This window comes from Nostoc spongiaeforme FACHB-130 (genome assembly GCF_014698475.1).
Taxonomy (GTDB): domain Bacteria; phylum Cyanobacteriota; class Cyanobacteriia; order Cyanobacteriales; family Nostocaceae; genus Nostoc_B; species Nostoc_B spongiaeforme.
In genome coordinates this window covers 38,496-62,680 of record NZ_JACJTB010000027.1, presented here as the reverse complement: position 1 = coordinate 62,680, position 24,185 = coordinate 38,496, and the positions used below count along the sequence as shown (strand labels likewise).

15 protein-coding genes and 1 pseudogene are annotated in these 24,185 nt (G+C 40.4%); 10 read left to right on the top strand and 6 right to left on the bottom strand.

What is annotated here, in order from left to right; genetic code table 11:
• Nucleotides 1-97: 97 nt before the first annotated feature.
• Both H6G74_RS19110 and H6G74_RS19105 read right to left on the bottom strand, forming a co-directional pair.
• The gene (locus H6G74_RS19110; protein ID WP_190969175.1) at nucleotides 98-1,753 is read right to left on the bottom strand and encodes a PRC-barrel domain-containing protein; all 1,656 of its coding nucleotides are present in this window, start codon (nucleotides 1,751-1,753) and stop codon (nucleotides 98-100) included.
• A 16-nt stretch (nucleotides 1,754-1,769) separates the two neighbouring features.
• Nucleotides 1,770-1,967 (bottom strand): hypothetical protein, encoded by a 198-nt coding sequence (locus H6G74_RS19105; protein WP_190969174.1) that lies wholly within the window; start codon nucleotides 1,965-1,967, stop codon nucleotides 1,770-1,772.
• A 1,130-nt stretch (nucleotides 1,968-3,097) separates the two neighbouring features.
• Here H6G74_RS19105 and H6G74_RS19100 point away from each other — a divergent pair.
• Both H6G74_RS19100 and H6G74_RS31920 read left to right on the top strand, forming a co-directional pair.
• A complete protein-coding gene (locus H6G74_RS19100) occupies nucleotides 3,098-5,410 on the top strand; it encodes an NACHT domain-containing protein (protein ID WP_190969173.1) in 2,313 nt (770 codons plus the stop codon).
• A 153-nt stretch (nucleotides 5,411-5,563) separates the two neighbouring features.
• Nucleotides 5,564-5,887, top strand: a pseudogene (locus tag H6G74_RS31920) (IS982 family transposase); the annotation flags it as partial.
• Between the two features lie 136 nt (nucleotides 5,888-6,023).
• On the opposite strand, the gene H6G74_RS19095 reads toward H6G74_RS31920, so the two are convergent.
• A complete protein-coding gene (locus H6G74_RS19095; RefSeq protein WP_190969172.1) occupies nucleotides 6,024-6,347 on the bottom strand; it encodes a hypothetical protein in 324 nt (107 codons plus the stop codon).
• Between the two features lie 404 nt (nucleotides 6,348-6,751).
• Nucleotides 6,752-7,645, bottom strand: a complete 894-nt coding sequence (locus H6G74_RS19090; protein ID WP_190969171.1) for a hypothetical protein — start codon at nucleotides 7,643-7,645, stop codon at nucleotides 6,752-6,754.
• Nucleotides 7,646-8,016: 371 nt separating this feature from the next.
• Between H6G74_RS19090 and H6G74_RS19085 the strand changes: the two genes are divergently transcribed.
• Nucleotides 8,017-9,930 (top strand): PAS domain S-box protein, encoded by a 1,914-nt coding sequence (locus H6G74_RS19085; protein WP_449289973.1) that lies wholly within the window; start codon nucleotides 8,017-8,019, stop codon nucleotides 9,928-9,930.
• A gap of 132 nt (nucleotides 9,931-10,062) precedes the next feature.
• Entirely contained in the window at nucleotides 10,063-11,586 is a 1,524-nt protein-coding gene (locus H6G74_RS19080) for a hybrid sensor histidine kinase/response regulator (RefSeq protein WP_190969169.1), read from the top strand.
• A gap of 107 nt (nucleotides 11,587-11,693) precedes the next feature.
• Here H6G74_RS19080 and H6G74_RS19075 read toward each other — a convergent pair whose 3' ends face one another.
• Nucleotides 11,694-13,634 (bottom strand): FG-GAP-like repeat-containing protein, encoded by a 1,941-nt coding sequence (locus H6G74_RS19075; protein WP_190969168.1) that lies wholly within the window; start codon nucleotides 13,632-13,634, stop codon nucleotides 11,694-11,696.
• Nucleotides 13,635-14,116: 482 nt separating this feature from the next.
• Here H6G74_RS19075 and H6G74_RS19070 point away from each other — a divergent pair, with 482 nt between their 5' ends.
• The 3 genes from H6G74_RS19070 (at nucleotide 14,117) to H6G74_RS19060 (ending at nucleotide 18,183) form a co-directional block, all read left to right on the top strand.
• Nucleotides 14,117-17,305, top strand: a complete 3,189-nt coding sequence (locus H6G74_RS19070; RefSeq protein ID WP_190969167.1) for a TIGR03032 family protein — start codon at nucleotides 14,117-14,119, stop codon at nucleotides 17,303-17,305.
• A gap of 112 nt (nucleotides 17,306-17,417) precedes the next feature.
• Nucleotides 17,418-17,756 carry a hypothetical protein gene (locus tag H6G74_RS19065; protein WP_190969166.1) on the top strand — a complete coding sequence of 113 codons (339 nt, stop codon included), beginning with the start codon at nucleotides 17,418-17,420 and terminating at the stop codon, nucleotides 17,754-17,756.
• Entirely contained in the window at nucleotides 17,740-18,183 is a 444-nt protein-coding gene (locus H6G74_RS19060; protein WP_190969165.1) for a type II toxin-antitoxin system YhaV family toxin, read from the top strand. The genes H6G74_RS19065 and H6G74_RS19060 overlap by 17 nt, the downstream gene beginning before the upstream one ends.
• Before the next feature lie 11 nt (nucleotides 18,184-18,194).
• Here H6G74_RS19060 and H6G74_RS19055 read toward each other — a convergent pair whose 3' ends face one another.
• A complete protein-coding gene (locus tag H6G74_RS19055; protein WP_190969205.1) occupies nucleotides 18,195-19,355 on the bottom strand; it encodes a glycosyltransferase in 1,161 nt (386 codons plus the stop codon).
• A gap of 268 nt (nucleotides 19,356-19,623) precedes the next feature.
• Here H6G74_RS19055 and shc point away from each other — a divergent pair, with 268 nt between their 5' ends.
• The 3 genes from shc (at nucleotide 19,624) to H6G74_RS19040 (ending at nucleotide 24,108) form a co-directional block, all read left to right on the top strand.
• Nucleotides 19,624-21,531, top strand: coding sequence for a squalene--hopene cyclase (gene shc, locus H6G74_RS19050; RefSeq protein WP_190969164.1), 1,908 nt, complete (start codon nucleotides 19,624-19,626; stop codon nucleotides 21,529-21,531).
• A 302-nt stretch (nucleotides 21,532-21,833) separates the two neighbouring features.
• Nucleotides 21,834-23,024 (top strand): DUF4336 domain-containing protein, encoded by a 1,191-nt coding sequence (locus tag H6G74_RS19045; protein WP_190969163.1) that lies wholly within the window; start codon nucleotides 21,834-21,836, stop codon nucleotides 23,022-23,024.
• Between the two features lie 652 nt (nucleotides 23,025-23,676).
• Nucleotides 23,677-24,108, top strand: a complete 432-nt coding sequence (locus tag H6G74_RS19040; protein ID WP_190969162.1) for a hypothetical protein — start codon at nucleotides 23,677-23,679, stop codon at nucleotides 24,106-24,108.
• Nucleotides 24,109-24,185 lie beyond the last annotated feature (77 nt).

Below are 24,185 nucleotides of genomic sequence, written 5' to 3'. Positions count from 1 at the left end.
AAACTCCTGATAGCTTTAGTTGATCAGCACTAAGGTACTTTAATTAGATGCGGAAAACCTCTGTGTCGGAGAATAGTTAAGGTGTGAAAGTCGAGCATTAGTTTACCAAGATTGTTTTAGATTCAAGTTGCGATCGCCTATTACCGCGATCCACCAGTGCTGCCATTCCATGTTCTGAAGCACGTAACTCCTTGTCCGAGATTTCTGGCTCCTTGGTATAGACTGAACTCAGCAAGATATTCAAAACTCCACTTTCTTCAGCTTGACTAACGGCGCGATGCGTAATTAGTTCGCCCACATTCAGAATTACGTTATCTTCTGGGTCAAGAATGACACGGGTAACTGGACGACCCAGAGCTTGTTCAATCCGTTGCTTCTTCATTGCCCGTTCGCTGCGTCCTTGTAGATTTTCAGACTGCTTTTTCAAGGCTCGCCAAAAAGTGTTGAGGTTCTCTTGAGCAATATTTGCCCCCTCGCGCAGTTGAACTTTGGTTTCTAACCATGTGTCATTAGCACTAGACCGGACTGCGGTTGCCAGAGTTAGACCGACAGCGTTGAGCAATTCTGCTTCTTTACCATAAGTTTGGACACGATTAAGAACGGATTCAGTCACAATCTGCCCAGATGCCGCAATAATTAAGCCATCATTAGCACGCACTGTGTGCAGGACTCTGCGCCCTTTTGCTTGCTGGATTGCTGCGTGTGCAGCCAGCCCATCAACTGAGTGGCGCAGATTAGCGACGCTACTGTGAGTTATACTCCCAATTCGATTGCTAGTAGATTCTGCTGCTGCTTGCAGATTGCGGCTGATGTTTGCAGTCAGACTGCCACCTGTGGCTCGATAGAGTTGATCGAGGATACCCATGCGATCGGCTGATTCTGCATCGGCTAGGGTGACTTCCTGCCCTTGCAGTAGCAATACATTTTCGTCTGGAGTCAGCACATCCTGCTCAACGTGCTTACCAATCACGTATAACTTTTGCTCCGCAGGGTCAACCAGATTATTTGTCAGCGAAGTAGTTGCATCTCGATTCAGGTTTTGCAGTTTGCTGCTAGTGGCATCAGTTGCGGTCTGCAATTGCTCACCTGCATTCTGCCTTGCTTCCTGTAGACTACGGTTCGCGTTCTCTACCGAGCTTTGCAGTTGCTCATTTACGGTTTGAACTGCTGTTTGCAGTCTGCGGTTAGCAGTTTCAGCCGAGTCTTGGAATTTATCTTCAGTTGCGTTAACGGCTCCTCGGATACCACCGACTTGTTCTGCCATCATTTGAGCAGTTTCGGGAGGCACAAAAGCAACATCGTCACCAATTTTCAGCGTTTCGGGAGCAGGAACAAACGATCGCCCAGAGTAAGCATCGGCAAACACACCACCGGAAACTTCGTATCCTTCCACCAGTCCACTATGCTCATCGAAGAACAAATCAACCAGTCCGCCAAGATCGAGTCCCTCAGTGGTTAGAATTCTCGTGCCTCTCAGCACAATATTTTGGTGCAAAATCTCTTTAATTGCCGGAACACGATGTGCCTCAACAACAGATTCTTTCGAGTTAACTACGATCGCATCTAACCCGATAGCTTGTACCTCTTGCAAGGGAATCACTTTTGCATCCCGAAACAGTCCCTTCTCTTGCACCAGGAAGCCCAAAAGTTGATTGCGTGTCTGATCAAAAATTAAATCTTGAATTCGCTCAATTTTTTTACCCGTGTCGTATGTAACGACCACTTTATTGATAATATCACTACCTTTACGCATTTATTCCTCGCAGTTTTTATTGATTTGGTTGTCCAGTGACTTGTTCGTTAGTTGGCTGATTTTTTAGCTGAAAAAAGCGTTTCTCTCGACCAAAACCAGGAACAATGTTAATCACGCCAAAGTATTCGTAGAGTACTCCGAAGATGGCGAGCATGATGATGAGAATGGTGATGTTTACTCCAGTATGAGAGCGATGTCCTATGAGTCTTGGCATTTTTTCCTCTTATATTGTTGTTTTTAATAACCAGAATTGGTGTCAATCTTAGACAAGATTATTTACATCAAGAATGTAATTTATATACCTATTTATCGGACTATACCTTCGTTGACTTTGTTCTTTAAACCACATCTATTTTGATAACCATAGTTTTAAAAGTAGTGGAATATCTGCAAGATATCTGGTAGGAGCGGGCTTTCCGTCCCACACTACTCCAAGTTTTCAAATGGACGATGTTTAAAAGAAATAAAGTCAGAAGATGTATTTCTCAAGATAGATTTTTGATTTCCTTGTTCTCAAGCTGTTGAAGCTATTTTTGAAATAAATATTTTTAGCCTTAATACTATTGTATTACTTAAAAGATGATTATAGTTAATGTAATTGTAGTCCATTATTAAAAAGTTAATTTTTTATTACAAAATATACAACTTTTACGCTATTAAAACTTTTCTTAAACCTAATTCCAAACAGCAGGGTTTGCTTGGTTGCAAAACTGAGTAAAAAGGTGTAAAAGTAGCGAAGATAGCCCGATATGAAAAATAACAGTGATATCTTGCTGTAATTTCAAACATCCTTATGAACCAAAGAATGAGGTAGTTAATGAGAGCAGATCAACTAAAAACTACCCAAAAAATTAATAGGCTACTGATATGAATTGATATAAAAGGAATATTACCTAAAATATCTATTTTATGTTCTTGATTTGATAACATCTGCAAGCTTTTGAATTAGCTTTGGAAATAGCAATGATTACTATTAAAAAACTTCGTTTGAAATATCTGTAATATTGCAACCTTCTGGTTATACTAATCGGCGTTCTATCTGCTGTCGTTGCTCTAAAAAGCTAACCAGCGTTCAGAAAAAAGCCCTAAATTCTTTCTCTCCTAGCGTGACAAATCGGTGTTTGAGATCAGGGTGTAGCAACGGTTAGAGATGTATAAAATGAGTGAATAGCGTTTGAGTTTGTTACAAAACTTGAAATACTTGGATTAAATTCCAGTCTGATTCTGACTTTTGTATGATTTAACTAGAGCAGAAGATATTTAGCATAAGAAAAAAAATATAGATAAAATCCTTGGTATTCATAAAAATTTAAGTTGTGAATTTTAATATGAGTTTTTTGTCTTATGGTCAGGCGATCGCTCCAAGCATCACATATTGGAATTCAACAGGCTAAAAGAGCGTTTGCCCGCAAGGGTTGGACTCAGGAAAATTTAGCGTTAGAAGTTGGCTTAAAGACTCGACAACCTGTTTGGCGGTTTTTCTCTGGCCGTCCGGTTGAGCGTCATATATTTTTGGAAATTTGTTCCATATTGGAATTGAATTGGCGGGAGATCGCTGCCGATCCGCCGGACGAATTCTCCGATCCCACAGAAGTTGCCCAGGCTTCTGTCTTAGATATTAATGTCTTAGTGCAACAAGTGCGATCGCAACGCCACGAAAAAATTCAAGACCAATGCGGGATCTTGCAGTTATTAGATATGGGTCATCCCGTTGCGATCGATGAAATATATATTGATGTGAATATTCTAGAAGACATCCCCAGCCAACAGTGGTTAGATATCTCTAACCTGCAAAACCTTAAACCAACTGAATTTGACCGCTTTGGTTTAGGTGAGGTTGAACAGAAACAAATACCAGGTATGCGGGCAGTCGAAACTTACTCTAAACTCAGGGTGCTGGGTAAACCGGGAGTAGGTAAAACCACCTTTTTGCAACATCTTGCTATTCAGTGTAACCAAGGCGCATTTGCAGCAAACCAGGTTCCTGTTTTCATCGTACTGAGGAATTTTGCTGAAGAATCTAGGGTAAGTGGCGAGTTCAGCCTATTACACCACATCCGCCAGGAATTTGTTACGTCTGGAATTTCAGAAGAGTCAGTGATTGAAACCTTGCTTGAGAAAGGCAGAGTATTGCTATTGTTCGATGGGATGGATGAAGTTCTTAACCAAGAAAGTAATGCTGTCTTAAGAGAAATTCGCAGATTTTCTGACAAATATCACAAAAATCGGTTTGTAGCGACCTGTCGAACGGCAGCTAAAAAGCTCACGCTCCGGGGCTTTACCGATGTTGAGATAGCCCCGTTTACCTCTGAACAAATCCGCGCCTTCGCTCGAAAATGGTTTGTGGCATTCACTAAGACAAACACTCAAGATGGGCATGTACAGTCCCTTCAGTTTATTCATAAGCTGGACTTACCCGAAAACTGGCAATTTCGCCAACTCGTGATCACACCCCTATTTTTGCATCTGGCCTGCTGGGTGTTCCACGGTCAGGAAAAATTTCCTACTAAGCGGACTGATTTTTATAAGCAAGGGCTGGATCTTCTCTTGGGCAAATGGGATGAAGCTAGAGGCGTTGAACGGGATGAGGTTTACCGAGGGTTTTTATTACCACAAAAGCTCAAGTTGTTGAGTCAGATTGCAGCCACAACATTTGAAGAGGGTCAGTACTTCTTTGAGCAACGGGTGATTGAGCAATACATCAGTGACTATATTCGGAATCTTTCTGAGGTGGCAATGGAGCCAGAGGAACTGCAATTAGAAAGTGAAGCGGTACTAAAGGCCATCGAAGCTCAACATGGGCTACTGACAGAACGAGCGCGGGGAATTTTCTCCTTCTCTTATCTAGCGTTTCAAGAATACTTCACAGCGAGAAAAATCGTTGCCAGCCATAACCTACAGGCATTAGAGCAAGCTCTGGCAGGATTAGTCAGTCACATCACTGACCCTCACTGGCGCGAAATCTTCTTGTTGACAGCTGCCATGCTTCGGAGTGCAGACGGGCTGGTGCAGTTGATGAAGCAACACATTGATGCACTGGTGGCCCAAGACCCTTACCTCCAAGAATTTTTGAGTTGGGCAAGCCAAAAATCTCTGACTAACCCGTCGCCACCAAAAGTTGCGAGTAGCCGTGCATTTTACCTTGCACTTGCCCGAAATCCTCACATAGCTTCTCACTTTACCCTAGCCTGCACCCTCGACCAGGGAATGCTTCTGGATGCCGTGTTAGATAACTTGCTGCTGGAATGTGCGATCGACCGCAGCCAAGATTTTGCCTATGCTTATACCTGTGGAGATGCTCTCTCGAACATTCTGAGCATTGTTTTGGATGCTGGACTCCATAAATCCCTGCAACAACTTAGGGATCAATTGCCAAATCCTCATCAAAATCAAGAAAAATTTCAGGTATGGTGGCAGGCACACTCTTCAGCTTGGATTGAACAATTAAAAATGACGGTTAATAATTATCGTAATATTAATCACCATTGGCAATTTAGCCAACAGCAACAGCAAGTGCTACAACGCTACTATGATGCTAATCAGCTACTTCTCGATTGCTTGAATAGCAATTGTGAGGTGACAGCTGCGATTAGGCAAGAAATTGAAGTAACTTTATTGTTACCTCAAAAGGAACTTGAGGATAGAGAATGGCAATAGAATTTGTCTGTTTATTTCACAAAAAACACAGATAAATCTAGATTTTATCTGTGTGCGACTCAGGTCAATTTTGGTTTAATTTAACCTGACTTCGGGATAAGGAAAGGAGCAGGTAGTAAGCTGAAAATAACGACAAATCCAGTAACCTGCCCTATGTTTAGTTTAGAAGCATTATTCTGTCATGTAGACGATTTCTGTCAGGTATTTGAAGCGCAATGGCACAAAAAGCTGTTGGTCAATGGAGCTAGAAGAAGAAATAGGGCTAGAAACCTGTGCTTAAGTGAGATAATGACGATACTGATTGCATTTCATCCAACACACTACCGAAATTTCAAGCATTTTTATTTGAACCACGTCAAACAGCAATGGAGTGCAGCTTTTCCGCTTCTTCCTTCTGATCAAAGATTTATCGAATGGATACCATCAACTTTGATACCGTTGTGCGTTTACCTAAAGCATTGTTTTGGTAAGTGTACTTAAAATGCAGCATTTAAGTCATTTTCAAAAATACAGCATTGATGATCGCACCTGCGGAATCTGGGTTGAATAAGAATAAAACCCGATTTAGGCAAAAAAATCGGGTTTTTCGTGTTTTGTTATTAAATATTCAGCCTCATCTGTTTAATGCTAACTCTTTTTTTTGTTTCATAATTAATAAATACTCATTACGAGTTCCATCTACACGGTAGTGGTCGCAGATGCGACAGAGTTTGAGCAAATCCAATCGACTAAATACTTTTTGGCGTTCAATTCCGTTATCGTTTCGCCAGCGCCAAAAAGTTGTTCGGTCAATGCGGCGATCGCTCTCAGGCCATCTTCTGCGAGATAAAAAATTTACCAGTTCTTCTTCGTAAAACAAGTAGCCCTTTGGTAACTTCAAGAGTTCTTCTCTTAAATCATTTAGCGGTATGAGTGGATCTAGCTCAGATAGTCTCATGCCAGCAAGCCCTTATAGTTTCTTGTACATTCAATTACACAGAACACTTTTGCAACACGGTTTTATCACTTTCTGTTGAATTGAAATACTGCAAAGTTAAGTTTTAATAGAGTAATAAAATAGCAGAGTGAACATGATACATTGATTCTCCCTACTACTTTTTTTACCCGCTTTTCTCAACAAACAGTATAAATTTACGTGATTTAATCAAACACAATAAACTGATTAATACTTAATTGCAACCCTCATGCAACAATTTAATATCATATTCAGCTATTTTAAGTAATTCGCAAAATCTACTTTTAGATAGATGTAGGATTCATATTAAATAAATGTAGTAGTGATCGCCATTTATTTACTGACAATGATGCGACTAGTAACACTGTAATAGGCGATCGCAAAACTTACACTACATTTACCCAAAAATCTGCTGTATCAACTTTACCACGACGCTGGAACTGCATCCACAGTTTATATGTTCCAGGTTGAGGAAAGTTAGTAACGAATTTTATCTGTCCATCTGCACTATTTTTGAGAGCATGAGCATGGATATAATCATTAACTGTCAAGGGTGAGGAACTTTTCACAATCACTAAATGTCCTTTTTCACCTAAATAAGTCTCTAAATCCTTAATTGGCTGATTATTTGCCGCATCTTTGATATCAAAATTCAAGGTAACTTCTTTACCAGCCTGGATATTTTGATTGGCAACATCAAGATTAACTTTAGTATTAGAGATAACTTTAGTTTTTTCAAACTTTTCTAAACTTTTTGGTAAAGGAATTGAACCAGGAATTTTAACTTGCATTAATGATAGCGCCTCATTTTGTCCAGAGGGTTTATAGTCACTAAACAAACTATAGTTACCAGGAGTGGAAAAATTTGCACTCACTTCAAAACGTCCATTACCTTTGTAAGTTGGATGAATATGATCATAAGTGGCTAAATCCTCGCGCACGATAATTAAGTGCATCAGTTTTTCTTGAAAAGTATCGAACTTGTCTATAGATTTACCGACAGTATCTTGAACATTAATCACTAAATTAACAGGCTGATTTGGTAGCAAATTTTTTGGCGTAGTTAGTTTTGCTTGGGTAGTGATTTTTGTCTTAGCTTCATTACCAGGATGTTCCATTGAGTGTCCCTGATGTTCACTCGACGACATATTATGCTCATGATCAGTATGTTGTGATTCACTACCAGATACCTGCGTTTTGTCAGATTTTGTGACCGATGAGCAAGCAGGTGCTATCAATAGGCTAGATAATACGATAATTCCAGTCCAAAAACGCTTCATTTTGTTCTTATTCTCCAATTTAACTGAGCATTTCCATGAAAATATGACTTAACTGCTCATAAGATAACTAATCAAGACAAAAGTTATCAAAACTAAGTTATATTTGTTATACAATATAAACTTAATTTCAGAAAATTTACGGTAACAAGCAACTGCCTTTTGAGATAACTTGATGTCAATCAATATTTATTACATTACTTAGTTAAAAAGCTGATTATTATGCAGTATGAAGGATATAAGTACTTTATGAGTGGCTGCGCCCAGAGAAGTAAGAAAACTCTTCTACAACCATGACCCTCCGGTAAAGACTTTTACAATTAACAGGTTTTGAGGATGGCGTTTTTAGATAATTTTTTTTTCCTAACCAGTTTATTCCCCACGGACATTGCTATCTCTGGAAGCCGGGATTAGTCTGGTTGCATGTTATTTCCGACTCACTAACTGCAATAGCTTATTATTCAATTCCATTCATGCTAGTGTATTTCGTCCGCAAACGCAAAGATTTGCCGTTTGACTGGATATTTTTAATGTTTGGTGCATTTATCATTGCTTGCGGTACAACTCATGTCATGGATGTTTGGACACTTTGGTATCCAACTTATTGGTTATCAGGGTTGATTAAAGCCATCACAGCTTTGATCTCAGTCACTACAGCTGTACAACTTGTGCCATTAATACCTCAAGCATTAGCTTTACCTAGCCATGCACAACTAGAAGCTGCAAACTCTCAACTAGCCACAGAAATTGCTGAACGCAAACGTACAGAAGAAGTACTCCGAGAAAGTGAAGAACGTTGGCAATTAGCTTTGCGTGGCAATAATGATGGGATTTGGGATTGGAATATTAAAACAAATCAAGTTTTTTTCTCTTCTCGTTGGAAAGAAATGCTTGGTTATGAAGATGATGAAATTAAAAATCATCTGCAAGAAATTTGGACAAGAATTCACCCAGATGATTTAGATGATGTAGTCAAAGCAGTTCAAGATCATTTTGCAAAATTTACATCATTTTACGCTAAAGAATTTCGGGTGCTTTGTAAAGATGGGACGTACAAATGGATATTAGATCGGGGTCAAGCCTTGTGGGATGAAAATAATAATGTCATCCGTATGGTAGGGTCACATACAGATATTACTGAACGTAAGCAAGCCGAAGAAACTTTAAGTAAAATACTCACACAACTAGAAACTAAAGTAGAAGAACGCACAGCAGAGTTAAAAAAAATCAACAAATCATTAGAGGCAGAAATTACTAAACGTAAACAAATAGAAAAGGCATTAAGAGATAGTGAAGAGCGATTTCGGACGGCATTTCATCAAGCAGCAGTGGGAATTGCCCATGTAGGTTTAGATGGCAGATGGTTATTAGTCAACCAAAGACTTTGCGATATTGTTGGTTATACAGCCGAGGAATTAGAGTTACGCACCTTTCAGGAAATTACTCACCCAGATGATTTAAATGAATCTTTGAAATATGTTGATGAAATATTACTAGGTAATATTCAAACATATTCCATCGAAAAACGTTATTTTCGTAAAGATGGTGCTGTAATCTGGATCAACCTGACTGTTTCGTTAACACACCATTCTTCAGGAGAACCAAAGTATTTTATTGCTGTGATTGAAGATATTAGCGATCGCAAACAATCTCAAGCACAAATTCAAGCATCATTACTGGAAAAAGAAGTATTACTCAAAGAAATTTACCACCGAGTCAAAAATAATTTACAAGTAATTTCTAGTCTGCTGAATTTGCAATCTGATTATATTCAAGACCAAGAAGATATGTATGTTTTTCAAAAAAGTCAGCAGCGAATCGAATCAATGGCCTTGGTACATGAAAAAATGTATCAATCTCCTGACTTAGCTCGCATTGATTTTAGTGAATATATTCAAGATTTAGTTGCAAGTTTATTTAGCTCTTATGAAATTAATGCAGGTGCAATTTCTTTAAGATTTAATGTTGAACATCAGGTTTTACTCGGTTTAGATTTGGCAATTCCTTGTGGGTTAATTGTACATGAACTAGTATCTAACTCTTTAAAATATGGTTTTCCTAATGGTAGAAATGGAGAAATTTATGTAGGAATTAGAGAAGATTTAGACCAGCAATTCACTATCTTTGTTAGTGATAATGGTGTCGGCTTACCACCTAATTTTAATTTTCAAAATACAGCCTCTTTGGGTTGGCAGTTAGTTGAGGCTTTAACTCAACAAATCTCAGGAACCATTAAGATTAACAATCATACTGGTGTAGAATTTCAAATAACATTTTCCTTAATTTAAATTAAATTAAAAGGAATACTATTTAACGATATAAATTAACAGGAGGTTTTATAAAAACTCTAATTAAAGAGAATTGTTTTTTAGATATTTGATTTGTCTATAAATTGGTGATTTATTTTATAATACAAATACATGACAGACGCGAATATTTTAGTTGTTGAAGACGAATCTATTGTTGCTAAGGATTTACAAAATAGACTGAAAAAATTTGGCTATACAGTTGCTGCGATTGCTTCTTCTGGACAAGAGGCAATTAATAAAGCTATGGAATTTAGTCCTGACTTAGTACTGATGGATATCCGTTTAAAAGGGCAAATGGATGGCATACAAGCAGCAGCAGAAATTCATAAATATTTAGATATACCGATAATTTATTTAACTGCTTATGCAGATGAAGATACATTGGAGAGAGCTAAAATAACCGAACCATTTGGTTATTTACTCAAACCTTTTAAAGAGAGAGAACTAAAAACTAATATTGAAATTGTGCTGACGAAGCACAAATTAGAACAACAATTGAAAACTAACCAACAATGGTTAGCGACATTACTCAATAGTATTAGTGATGGTGTGATATCAAGCGATCGCAATCAACTGATCACCTTTATGAATCCGGTAGCAGAAAAGTTGACAGGGTGGACACAAGCAGAAGCGATCACCAAAAATATAGCAGAAGTATTTAAAATTATTGATATCAATACTAGAGAATCTTTAGAAAATCCCATTAAAGTAGTTTTAGAATCAGAGGCGATCGCACCTTTTTCAACTACAACTATTTTAATTGCTCAAAACGGTACAGAAATACCAATAGACACCAGTGCTGCACCAATCAAAGACGAAAAAAATAATCTCGTAGGTGCAGTGTTAGTGTTTCGGGATGTAACAGAAAGAATACAAGCAATGGCAGCGCGACAAAAGCAAATACAGCAAGAGCAACTTGTTGCCCAATGGGAGCAACTCAATCAATTCAAAAATGACTTTTTAAATTTAGTTTCCCACGAATTGCGATCGCCACTTTATCACATGAAGGGCATGATTCAAATGTTACAGATATCAACGGCTGTTCAAGAACAGCATTACTTTCTGAACATTTTAGAAGCAGAGTGCGATCGGGAAATGGCATTAATTAACGACTTATTAGAGTTACAACGCCTGGAAAATTCATCAAATCTACTGCTGGCTCCTGATTTATTAGTTCTACAACAGTGGCTACCTTGGCTCATCGAGCCATTTCAAATTCGCACTCAAGAACATCAACAAACCTTGCAACTCAATCTACCAGAAAATTTACCCGCATTATTTTCTGACCGTCCTAGCTTAGAACGTATCTTAGTAGAATTACTGAATAATGCTTGTAAATATACTCCTGCTGGCGGTGAAATTATGTTAAGTGTTAGCCATGAAACTGCTGAAATTCCAGCCAAAATGATTGTTACTATCAGTAACTCAGCAGAAATTCCCGTCGATGAATTATCCAGAATTTTTGAAAAATTTTACCGCTTTCCTGATGCAGACATTTGGAACCAAGGTGGTACAGGTTTGGGTTTAGCAATTGTGCAGAAGTTAGTCACGCAACTGCAAGGTAGCATCCAAGTCACCAGCCATCAGGGATGGACGACGTTTACTTTAACATTGAGTGATTTAGAAATAAGTTAATTATTTAAACCTAAAATCCCCACCATTCAATGGTGGGGAGTATGTCAAATCCAATTTCAACCAATTATCTTCTTGCGAAAGTCCTGTACTAATTAAGCTTGTGCATTCTAAGCATTGACAGTCAAATTAATCTTAACAACGACATCATTAAAATCATTGTCACCGCCGCCAACCAAATCCTCAAAGCCGAAAGTATTATCACCTAATATCCGCACATGGCGAGCATTGTCAGAGTTGGCACCCAAAAACGTAAAGAATACCGTCGGGTCATTGCTAGTATTGCTATCTAACAAAGCATTAATACCACCATTGACAATTAAGAACGGCACATAGATGCCACCACCACCAAAGTTACCTTGACCATTACCAGTGCCTTGATTACCCACCGATAAACCAATACCTGTCACCCGTTGGTTAATGGCGGCTTGCAGATAACTAGCGTCTCCAACAAGAACGTCGGCTGTACCATCACCATTGGTATCAATACCACCACTTTCATCAACAACTTTATAAAAACCGACATAGTTGTTGTAAGATGCTTCGCGGTAAATACTAAAAGTCCCAGCAATTAGGCTATCACTGCTATAGTCGCGCAAATCAATCGCTTCACCTTCATTTCTACCTTGTAAACCGACACCGATGGGTAAATCGTCATCAGTTTCTTCAACATCAATTACTAAGTCGTCAAAGCTTGACTCGCCGCGTGAACCGTCTCTCCAACCAATGGAGAAGCCACCTGTACTTAACGAAGTGATTTGTTGAGTGGTAGTGCTGGAGAAGATGACGGTAGTGCTGGTTTTTAAGTAAAAGCGCAATTGTGTACCACCGTTAAATTCTAAGACGCGGCCGAGGTCGTCGGGATTGAAGCCTGTGGGGTTGTTGGTAAGAATTGAGAAGATGGTTTTAGAACGTGCGAGGGCTTTTTCTTGATAACCTACTGCACCTGGTAAAATGCCTTCGATTGAGCCTTTATCATCATCGACGTTGAAGATGCCGAGTTCGTTGAATTGTTGGGAACTGCGTCCTTTAATTTTAATTTTGATTTTGACTTTGGTGAACTCGCTGCCACCGATTTGGAAGAGGTCGTTGTTGGGGTTGGTGAGGTTGCCTTGGAAGATGGTGTTGTTTAACAGTACTGAGATGCTACCATCATTTTCTGTGTAAATATCATCTTTGCCGTCATTGTTAAAGTCTCCTACTTTTACATAGTATGGTTCATCCCCGACAGCGAAGGTAATCGCATTAAGAAAACTACCACTACTATTACCTAGGAGTACAGATACAGTGTCGTCATCATAGTTGACGCTGACTAAATCTTGGATGCCATCGCCATTGAAGTCTCCTACTGCTACTGCATCAGCGTAACTCCCAACGGCGTACGTGGTAGCAGTACCGAAGCTTCCTGAGCTATTACCAAGATACACTGATATTGTGTTGGCATCTCCATTTGGAGTTACTAAATCTAAAATATCGTCATTGTTGAAGTCGCCAAATGTCACATCTTCAGAATCATCATAAGTTCCAAGATATGAGGCAACGTCGATGATTCTATAAGAGCTGAAACTACCAGAGCCATTACCTAACAGTACTGATGTCAATGAACTGCCGCCTGCGGCAATATCATCTTTGCCATCGTTGTTAAAGTCTCCTATTCTTACGGAATCAAAATAAGTTCCAACGTTGAAGGTCATGGCAGAGCTAAAGCCACCAGATTTATTGTTGAGTAGCACCGATACAGTTGGGCTATCATCGTTGGCGGTTGCCAAATCTAGGTAGCCGTCACCGTTGAAGTCTCCGACGGCTACGTCACTGGGGTAATAGGTCGAATAACTAGTTCCTCCATACCCAACGCTGTAATATTGGGCAGAAGCAAAGTTAAAGCTACCTGAGCTATTACCAAAGGCAACGTATAAATTATTAGTATTTTCTTCTATGTATGCTAAATCCAGAATGCTGTCTTTGTTGAAGTCTCCAACTACCGTTGGATAACCAGGAAGGGAGGAACTGTTGTAGTTAATGACGGAGGCAAAAGTTACTGATGTTGTCATTGTTTGTTTATGTGTAGATGTTTACTGACTAACTAGCTAAAGGTATGGCAGATTCCAGATTTGTGAATGGGAGCGTGAGGTGTTTCTGTTCTGTGCTTCAGAACAATCTGGTTTGCTTAACCTCTAATTAGCTGTATCTTTGATAACTCTTACCTAGGATGGATGTCAAAATAATTTCTAATATAAAAAGATGGATTTTCCTCTATCTGAATGATTTAGACAGAGATGATGCTCAATGATAAGTTACCTAGTATTTTTACGTAAAAACTATAGTTTGATTGTTATATATCAGTAATAATACAGATGTTATTTCTAGGTTACTGGACTGTAAAATCTGCGGTGAGTTAGTCAGGTAGGTGTAAGGCTGTTGAATCCCTATCTCGCTACGCTCCATGTTTCAGGGAAAGAGCTTGCTCCCCCTGCTCCTTGCCCCTCCGCCTCTTCGGTGAGGGACTTTCATCTACCTTCCCAAGCTGAAAATTATGGTTGTCACACCTGCACTCAAACGCCCGATCGCACTGCAAATTTCTGCTTCTCCTGATTTCGTGAATTGGTTACAATCTCAACAGATTAGTCTTGCGATCACTACGCCTCAAAGTTCGCGGTTGATATTGTTGGGTGTAAATCACCAAGGGCAAATTTCGGGATTTGAGCGAGTGTATGAGCAAGCTGCGGGATTATATACTACTGGTGAGAGAATTTATCTAGGTACTAAAGGACAAATTTGGCAGTTAGATAATTCTTTAGTACCGGGGCAAATTTATGATGGCTATGACAAGTTATATATCCCGCGAGTTGGCTATACTACCGGAGATTTGGGAATTCAGGATTTAGCGGTAGAAACGGAAAATAACCGCATCGTATTTGTCAGTAGTTTGTTAAACTGTGTGGCAACAGTGAGCGATCGCTATAGTTGCATTCCCTTATGGAAGCCTCGTTTCATTTCTCATTTGGTGAATGAAAATCGCTGTCAGTTGAATGGTTTGGCGATAGTGAACGGTAAACCGCGTTATGTGACAGCTTACAGCCAATCTGATGTGGCAAATGGTTGGCAGCAGACATGGCAAAATGGCGGTTGTGTGGTAGATATTCAGTCTGACGAAGTTGTAGCTACGGGTTTATCTATGCCGCATTCGCCACGATTTTATCAAGATAAGTTGTGGTTGTTGAATGCTGGTACCAGAGAATTTGGCTATATCAATATATATAGTGGAAAATTTCAAGCGGTGACTTTGGGTTCTGCTTGGTTGCGGGGGTTGGCGTTTGTTGGAGATTATGCGATCGTTGGTTTATCTAAGACTAGCCATCATAGTCTCAAGCTAGTCAATAACAACGCTGAAACTGAATGCGGTTTGATGGTAATTGATATTAAAACTGGTGCAATGGTTCACTGGTTACGTTTAGAAGGCGAAGTCACCGAAATTTTTGATGTGCAGATATTGTCTGGAGTTAGCCGTCCCCAAGTTATGGGATTTCTCTCTGATGAAATTCATCAGTTAATTAACCTAGATCCTCGTTCGCCTTTAGTTAAACAAAATCTGCAATCACCTGTAATCAAATTAACTGAAGATAAATCTTTCATCCCAATTCCCAACTCCCAATTCCCCACTCACCAATTCTTAGATACATCGCAACCTGAATTAATTTGGCCGACGGCGGATCATCTGTACGCAGAAACATTAGCATTACAAAAACAAGGGAAAATTACCGAAGCGATCGCGCAATACGAAAAACTCATTTCCCAACATCCTCGTTATGCTCCAGCTTGGCATCAATTAGGAGTAATTAGAGAACGTCTAGGACAAACTGAGGAAGCTATTTTAGCTTATGAAAAAGTTATAGAAATTAATCCTCATCATGCTCAAGCACATAATAACTTAGGTATTTTGCGAGTAGATGCCAAAGATTTAGATGAGGCAGTTAAATGTTTTACTGCTGCTATTCAAAGTAAACCAGATTATGCTTTTGCTCATAATAATTTGGGGTTAGTTTGGCAAATGCAGAGTAAATTACCTCAAGCAGCAACAAAGTTTCGAGAAGCTTTGCAGATAAATCCAGAATATGCCGAAGCTCATTTAAATTTAGGGATTGTCTTAGAAGCACAAAATAATTTAGAAGGTGCGATCGCTTGTTTTCGTTCGGCAATTCAATACAAACCAAATTATATTAAAGCCCTCAACCGTCTTGGTGTAGTGCTAACAATGTTAGCTATGTTTGGACAGGGAGAAGTTAACGAACCCAAGCGGATATTCGAGCGAATTTTAGAAATGCAGCCAGGTTCGGCTGAGGCATTTACTAATTTATTTTATCTTAAAGAAATGACTTGCGATTGGCGATCGCGTCAGTCTGATTTAACTAAGCTTTGGGAACAAACAATTCAAGAATTAGCCACTGGTGAACGGACAACACTTGATCCATTCAATTCGTTAAATAAGCCTTGGGATAGAAAATTATTATTACAATTAGCTAAGACACACGGCAATGCGATCGCTCAACAATGGGAACAATTACGACAAACTCTAAATTTCCAACATTCCCGTTATTTGAACGGTAGATTACGCATTGGCTATTTATCAGGTGATTTTCGCGCTCATGCAATGAGTCATTTAATTACTGGGATTTTTCGAGAACATAACCGCAGTAATTTTGAAATTTTTGCTTACTCTACTGGAGCGGATGATAATAGCGAATATCGTAATTACATTGCTAACACCAGCGAACACTTTAAAGATGTTGCAAGTTTATCTATAGAAGAAACTGCACAGTTAATTTATGATGACCAAATTCATATCTTAATTGATTTAAATGGTCATACTGCTGGTACTCGCACTCCAGTTTTAGCTTTAAAGCCAGCACCGATTCAAGTCCATTTAATGGGAACTCCCGGCACAATCGGCGCAGATTTTGTTGATTATCTAATTGCTGATTCGATAGTTACACCACCGGAATTTGCTGATGGGTTTAACGAAAATATAGTGAGATTACCTCACAGCTATTTCTTTAATGACAATCAACAAGTAATTTCTACTAATTCTGTGAAGCGATCGCAGTATGATTTGCCAGAATCAAGTTTTGTTTTTTGCTGCTTTAATAATCACTATAAAGTTGAACCAACAATCTTTGATGTTTGGATGAGAATCTTAGCAAATGTATCAGGAAGTGTTTTATGGTTAATTGCTAGATATCCTATTAACGAAGCTAATTTGCGTCGAGAAGCACAAGCAAGAGGAATAAGTGGCGATCGCTTAATTTTTGCCCATCATGAAGCCAAAGCTGAACATTTAGCTAGACATCAATTAGCAGATTTATTTTTGGATACATTATATTACAATGCTCACACAGGTACTTGTGATGCTTTATGGGCAGGATTACCAGTAATTACTTGTCCTGGCGAAACTTTTCCTTCGCGGGTAGCTGCTAGTATGCTAATGGCAGTTGGTTTACCTGAGTTGGTAACTAACAGTTTAGAAGTGTATGAACAGTTAGCAATTCACTTAGCAACATATCCTGAAAAGTTACAACAAATCAAACAAAAATTAGCTCAAAATCGCACCACATATCCACTGTTTGATACGCCACTTTATACTCGTAATTTAGAGCAAGCCTATCGTACTATGTGGGAGATTTACGCATCTGGTCAACCAGCAAGAGCGATAACAATTAATTCGTAATTCATATCTGAAAAGGGAGACAAGGAAGACAGGGTAGACAAGGGAGAGAGATGTTTATAAATCATTTAGGATTGCTATATTATGTAAGTACAACCTGTACATACACATAAATATGAGCAACTCTTACAGCATTCGGAGTACCAAAATTGGTAACAGCGCAGGATTTAGGCTACCAGCAGAGTTTTATCGTGAACATCCTCAGTTTGCTAATGCAGATGGTTGGATAGAGGTACTATCACCAGATACTGCAATTTTGCGAATTGTGCCTGAGTCAAGTGAAGAAGAAGAGGACTCAGTATTAATGCGGCTGTTTCTCGATTTTGCCATGACAGAAGCATTGAAAAATAACACATTACAACCTTATACAAACCAAATGTCGGAGGCTGCCCATAAACTAATTGCGGGTGTAGAGTTAGACAATGATTCATTAGAAAATGGCGAAGTTTATTAATAATGGTTGGGAAGTTTACTACCACCCACAGTTATTTGGCGCTCAATATCAAGAATTATTTGAGCGTGTTTCCCGGTTGCAAGAGCAATTACCAGAGGCTGAATATAAAACCCATGCAACAGTAAAGTTATTTGCAGCAATTACTGTGGCAATTGAAACTAAAATTCCAGCCGATCCTTTTGCAAGTCATTTTGCCTTAAAAGGAGCATTAAAACGCTACGGAAGAGTGAAAAAAATGGGTTTACCAGAAAGGTATCGGTTATTTTTTCGGGCGTTTGATACAGAACAATTGAAAGCGATTGTTATTTTGTGGTTAGGATTTCCACGCAAGGAGGGAGCAAAAGATGACTGCTACCAAGTGTTTACTAAAATGATTGAAAGAGGGACATTTCCAGATAGCTTGGATGAGTTGTTGGCAGAAGGCTAGAGAAATAATTCTTACCCAGGATAAACTCTTCCTTTCCAAGCACCGCCGCGTCCTTGCCAATGGCGGATGGCTGAGTCGATAGTCATTAAAGTGTAGAGAAAGGCGATCGCAGGTAAACTCAAAGCTAATAATGGTGAGCATTGATAAAAGCGGATAATTGGCAAGTAAGCCAATGCCATTAATAACCATGTTGCTAAACCTGTAATTGCAATCATCCAATTGCCTAAAATTACACCAATCACCACGCCAAAAGGTGGTAAGAGGTAAATCAAGGTCATAGCAATTACGGTGCCGAATAACAATATAGGTGAGTAATTTAATTGTGTATAGGCAGTCCGCGCCACCATATTCCAAATTGTGTCTAGGGAATCATAAGGGCGTAAACTGCGAGTTAAACTACTTAATCCTAACCAGATACGTCCTTGACTGGATTTCACCGCATTTGCTAAAGCACAATCATCAATTAAAGCTTGACGAATAGCGGCAATACCACCGATTCTTTCTAAAGCGGTGCGGCGAATTAAAATGCTACCACCCGCCGCCGCCGCCGTGGAATTTTTCGGATCATTGACCCAGCGAAAAGGGTAGAGTTTTTGAAAGAAGAAGACAAACGCCGGAATTAAAAATTTTTCCCACCGACTATCACAACGTAGCCGCACCATCACAGAAACCAAATCTAAATTTTCTTGTTCGGCTTTGGTGACAAGTCGTAGCAGATTATTGACATCGTGTTCAATATCTGCATCGGTAAGTAAAAAATATTCTGGGACGAGTGCTTTAGCTTGTTGGACACCTTGCTGCACTGCCCAAAGTTTACCAGACCAACCAGAGGGTAAAGGTTCACCAGAGATAATTTGCAATTGCTGGGGTTTATCAACAGCGTGGGCGACTCCTTCCGCACAGGCGGCTGTGCCATCAGTACTGCGATCGTCTACTAAGAAGATATTAAAATTGCCATCATAATCTTGCAGTAAAAGCGATCGCAAACTCATCGGCAAAACATCCGCTTCATTCCGGGCTGGAATCACCGCACACACTGACGGTAAAGATTCTCGCTGCGGCTGGATGACTTCTAATTGCTGGTCTAAGCGCCAAAACTGTCCCCGCAAACTCAGTAATCCTAACCAAATTATTAAGGATAAGACCATCAACCCTAGTACAATTGCCACAATAACCTCTTGCAAATTCTCAGTATCTCAGACAGAATACTATGTCTGCTGATTGTGGGAAAACATTTTTTTCTCCGTATTGCCGTGTTGAAAACTGGATGTTGAGTCCATATAGTTCGGTAAAGATCCCCCCGCCTGCGGCGACCCCCTTTTTAAGGGGGTGAAAGAGCAATAAGACCCCCTTTTTAAGGGGGGTTGGGGGGATCTGAGATTGAAACATTGACCGAAACAAACTGGATGTTGAGTGAGTGTTGAGTTTGAGAGAGATTTAATGCAAACACAAGACAGGGTACAAGTCAATCAAGTTGCAGATGCGATCGCAGCCAGCCAAAAATATCTGCTGTCAATGCAATATCCCGCAGGTTACTGGTGGGCGGAGTTAGAATCGAACGTCACCATTACGGCGGAAGTTGTGCTGCTGCATAAAATTTGGGGAACCGACAAAACTCGGCCATTACATAAAATTGAAACCTACTTGCGTTCTCAGCAACGGCAGCATGGCGGTTGGGAACTGTTTTATGATGATGGTGGTGAACTCAGCACTTCCGTAGAAGCATACATGGCGCTACGGCTGTTGGGTGTTCCCGCCACAGACCCGGCCTTAGTACGGGCGCGAGAATTTATTCTGCAACGGGGTGGAATCAGCAAAACGCGCATCTTTACCAAATTACACCTCGCCTTGATTGGCTGTTACGACTGGCGCGGTATCCCCTCTCTCCCGCCTTGGATTATGCTGTTACCGCCAGCTTTCCCCGTGAATATTTACGAAATGTCTAGCTGGGCGCGTTCTAGCACTGTACCACTGTTGATTGTGTGTGACAGCAAACCTGTTTATCAATTTGACCAAGCCATTAACTTAGATGAGTTATATGCCGAAGGTGTGAATCAAGTCCAGTATGAATTACCCCGCCAAGGTGATTGGACTGATTTATTCTTAACTTTGGATCAAGGATTTAAATTAGCCGAAAGCTTAAATCTAGTTCCCTTCCGCCAAGAAGGAATTAAAGCCGCCGAAAAGTGGATTTTAGAACGCCAAGAAGTCACAGGCGACTGGGGCGGGATTATCCCGGCGATGTTAAATTCGATGCTGGCCTTGAAGTGTTTGGGTTATAGCCCAAATGACCCAATTGTGGAACGAGGACTCCAAGCCATTGATAATTTTGGCATTGAAACAGACGATCACTATTGCGTTCAACCTTGTGTATCACCCGTGTGGGATACAGCTTGGGTAATGCGGGCGTTGATTGATTCTGGTTATGCACCTGATCATCCAGCAATAGTCAAAGCTGGAGAATGGTTACTGCAAAAGCAAATCCTGGATTATGGTGATTGGGTGGTGAAAAATCGCCAAGGTAAACCAGGTGCTTGGGCGTTTGAATTTGACAATCGCTTTTATCCTGATGTAGATGATACAGCCGTAGTGGTCATGGCTTTACACGCAGCCAAACTACCTAATGAAAGTTTAAAACAAGCTGCGATCGCCCGCGCCTTAAATTGGGTTGCATCTATGCAGTGTCGTCCTGGTGGTTGGGCAGCTTTTGACTTAGATAATGATCAAGAATGGCTGAATGCTATCCCCTACGGTGACTTAAAAGCCATGATTGACCCCAATACCGCCGATGTCACCGCCAGAGTCATCGAAATGTTGGGTGCTTGTAACTTATCTATTGACTCCCATAACCTCGAACGCGCCCTATCTTACCTCCTCGCCGAACAAGAAACCGAAGGTTGTTGGTTTGGGCGTTGGGGCGTAAATTACATCTATGGTACTAGCGGCGTTCTCTCGGCTTTAGCATTAATTAACCCGCAAAAGTATCAACGCCAAATCGAAAAAGGCGCAACTTGGTTAATCGAATGTCAAAATTCCGATGGCGGTTGGGGTGAAACTTGCCGTACTTACAACGATCCTAGCCTCAAAGGCCAAGGACGCAGCACTGCATCTCAAACAGCCTGGGCGTTAATTGGGTTAATCGCCGCCGGTGAAGCCACTGGTAAATTTGCAATGGAAATTATTGAACGCGGAATTGATTACCTAGTGAAAACGCAAAAATCAGACGGTACTTGGTTTGAAGCCGACTTTACTGGTACTGGCTTCCCCTGTCATTTTTATCTCAAATATCACATGTATCAGCAATATTTCCCGTTAATTGCTTTAGGCAGATATCAAAACATCAAATAAAGCACCATTTTTCAACAAAATAAACCACAGATGGGTATACCCGAATTTCTCACGTATGGGTAGCGGGTGTGGGGAGAGAGGGGAGAGAGGGGAGTGTGGGGAGAGAGGGGAGTGTGGGGAGTGTGGGGAAAGATTTGTTCACCATCCTCCCACCCCTCCCACACCTCCCACACCTCCCACACTTCCCACCCCTCCCACACCCCTGGATTTCTCACAAGAGAGAAATCCAGGTTCAGCTACGCCTGCTCTGATTATTTTAGGATAAAGACATGGCAAGAGATTAGGATTGGGTCAATTCATCTATGTATCTCAGCAACAACCCAAAAGATTGGTCATGGCCGTTTTGGCCTGTTGTTCCCTTTTATCCCTACAAACAACGGCGGACACTTTGCCAAGAAATTGTGAAAGATACAATTTGGACATTCGACCAAGTGCATGGCATTCTCTATACTATTGTGCCGATTCGGATGACTGTGGTGAAGCTGACAGGTGGTGGTTTGTTGGTTTATGCACCTGTAGCAGCAACTAAAGAATGTATGCGGATGGTGCAGGAATTGGTAGCAAAACATGGTGAGGTGAAGTACATTATTTTACCAACCAGTTCTGGTCTTGAACACAAGGTTTTCGTCGGCCCCTTTGCCAGAAACTTTCCGCAAGCGCAGGTGTTTGTTGCACCTCATCAATGGAGTTTTCCGTTCAACTTACCACTGAGTTGGTTAGGGTTTCCCCAACAACGAACTCAAGAACTACCCGAAGACGCTAGTCTTGCGCCATTTGCAGATGATTTTGAGTATGAGGTGTTGGATATTAACTTGGGACGAGGTTCATTTGGGGAAGTGGCTTTGTTTCACAAGCGATCGCACACCCTACTGTTAACCGATACAATCATCTCTATCTCCGAAAATCCTCCGGCTATCTTGCAACTAGACCCATACCCCTTGCTATTTCACGCCAGAGAAAATGCCCTCCAACCCATTGAAGATAACCCCACAAACCGCCGTCAAGGATGGCAGCGTATTGCCTTATTTGCGATTTATTTCCGTCCCAGCGCATTAGATATCACAGGACTCGGTGAAAGTTTCCGCGAAGCTTTACAAGCACCAGACCATTCAAGAAAAGCATATTTCGGTTTATATCCGTTTCGTTGGCAAGCAAATTGGCAACAGTCATTTTATGCCCTGAGTCGTAATGGTCGTCCATTTGTCGCCCCCATTTTGCAAACTCTTATTCTGCCCCAAGCACCACAACAAGTCATCGACTGGGCTAACAAAGTTGCAAAATGGAATTTTTACCAAATTATTTCTTGTCATTTTGATGCGCCTATTACCACCACTCCCCAGCAATTCCGCCAAGCATTTAGTTTCTTAGAAAAGCAACCATCAGTCAGTGCAGAAACTCAACCTTGGTTAGAAAAAGACTGTCAATTCATCAAAGAACTAGAAGCAAATTTACTCAAACAGGGTATTGCTACTCCGCCCAAGGAGAAGGTGTAATAAGTAAGCACGCAAAATTAATTTCTGGACTCACAGAAATATAGGGGTTCTTACTTGCTTGTAATACAGTCGGAACCCCACCCCGCATTTGCTTAAGCAAACTATACCCTCCTCGCTTGCGGCTATGGTGTACACACAAATCTCGGTTGAGTGCATCTGTCCCGCCTTGGAATAAATTCCAAGTCTCATAGCGCAAGTCATCTGAAGATGACTCAAAAAAAATTAATTTGAGTCTACTTCAGTAGACTTTTGCTATCAGCCTGGAACTTTAGTTCTAGGCGGGATGCGTTTCATACTGCCTATTTTCAACTTGTGTGTACACGGTAACTTTGCTTGCGGGTGGGGTTGAAATGTACCTCATCCAACCGAGAAACGCTATAGATTTCGCGTACACATTTGTTATTTTTGGATTCGTAAAAATAGATTTCGTGTACACATTTGTTATTTTTGCATACGCATTTGTTATTTTTGGATTCGCAGAAATAGATTTCGCGTACACATTTGTTATTTTTGCATACGCATTTGTTATTTTTGGATTCGCAGAAATAGATTTTGCGTACACAATTTTAGATTTTGAGTCAAAAAACAAAAATAAATTACAATTACGTTAACATGAGCTTGTATCAATAACTTTAGTTACCTGCGTATATAAATGGATATCGCACTGATCGTCAAATTTCTCGTTCCCTGTCTGCCATTTCTGCTCAACGTGGGTGGTAAAGTTGCAGAAGGCGCATCACAAAAAGTTGGTGAAGATGTTTGGAATAAAGCTAAAGCTATTTGGGGGAAGCTACAACCCAAGGTAGAAGCTAAAGAAGCCGCAAAAGAAGCTGCTGCGGATGTAGCGCAAACTCCAGATGATGAAGATTTACAAGCAAGCTTGCGAGTGCAACTGAAAAAGATTTTGGATGCTGATACCGCACTGGCTGAGGAAATCGCCCAAATTTTGCAGGCAACAAAATCTGATGATACCTCTGTTAGCCTCAACGCTCAATCTTACGACGAAAGCATACAGATAAATACAGCACGTGATGTTAATCAGCCAAACTATGATTTCAGCAGAAATATCAACAGCCCAAAGTAACTAACTATATTGCTGTTTATGGTACTGCACAGCAAGAAATAGTAGAGTGGCTAGAACGCAGTACCAAAGCTGAATCA

What these genes read in the sequence shown, in the direction of transcription:
- H6G74_RS19110 (WP_190969175.1), bottom strand. Translation starts at nt 1,753, where the DNA reads ATGCGTAAAGGTAGTGATATTATCAATAAAGTGGTCGTTACATACGAC.
- H6G74_RS19105 (WP_190969174.1), bottom strand. Translation starts at nt 1,967, where the DNA reads ATGCCAAGACTCATAGGACATCGCTCTCATACTGGAGTAAACATCACC.
- H6G74_RS19100 (WP_190969173.1), top strand. Translation starts at nt 3,098, where the DNA reads ATGGTCAGGCGATCGCTCCAAGCATCACATATTGGAATTCAACAGGCT.
- H6G74_RS19095 (WP_190969172.1), bottom strand. Translation starts at nt 6,347, where the DNA reads ATGAGACTATCTGAGCTAGATCCACTCATACCGCTAAATGATTTAAGA.
- H6G74_RS19090 (WP_190969171.1), bottom strand. Translation starts at nt 7,645, where the DNA reads ATGAAGCGTTTTTGGACTGGAATTATCGTATTATCTAGCCTATTGATA.
- H6G74_RS19080 (WP_190969169.1), top strand. Translation starts at nt 10,063, where the DNA reads ATGACAGACGCGAATATTTTAGTTGTTGAAGACGAATCTATTGTTGCT.
- H6G74_RS19075 (WP_190969168.1), bottom strand. Translation starts at nt 13,634, where the DNA reads ATGACAACATCAGTAACTTTTGCCTCCGTCATTAACTACAACAGTTCC.
- H6G74_RS19070 (WP_190969167.1), top strand. Translation starts at nt 14,117, where the DNA reads ATGGTTGTCACACCTGCACTCAAACGCCCGATCGCACTGCAAATTTCT.
- H6G74_RS19065 (WP_190969166.1), top strand. Translation starts at nt 17,418, where the DNA reads ATGAGCAACTCTTACAGCATTCGGAGTACCAAAATTGGTAACAGCGCA.
- H6G74_RS19060 (WP_190969165.1), top strand. Translation starts at nt 17,740, where the DNA reads ATGGCGAAGTTTATTAATAATGGTTGGGAAGTTTACTACCACCCACAG.
- shc (WP_190969164.1), top strand. Translation starts at nt 19,624, where the DNA reads ATGCAAACACAAGACAGGGTACAAGTCAATCAAGTTGCAGATGCGATC.
- H6G74_RS19045 (WP_190969163.1), top strand. Translation starts at nt 21,834, where the DNA reads ATGTATCTCAGCAACAACCCAAAAGATTGGTCATGGCCGTTTTGGCCT.
- H6G74_RS19040 (WP_190969162.1), top strand. Translation starts at nt 23,677, where the DNA reads ATGGATATCGCACTGATCGTCAAATTTCTCGTTCCCTGTCTGCCATTT.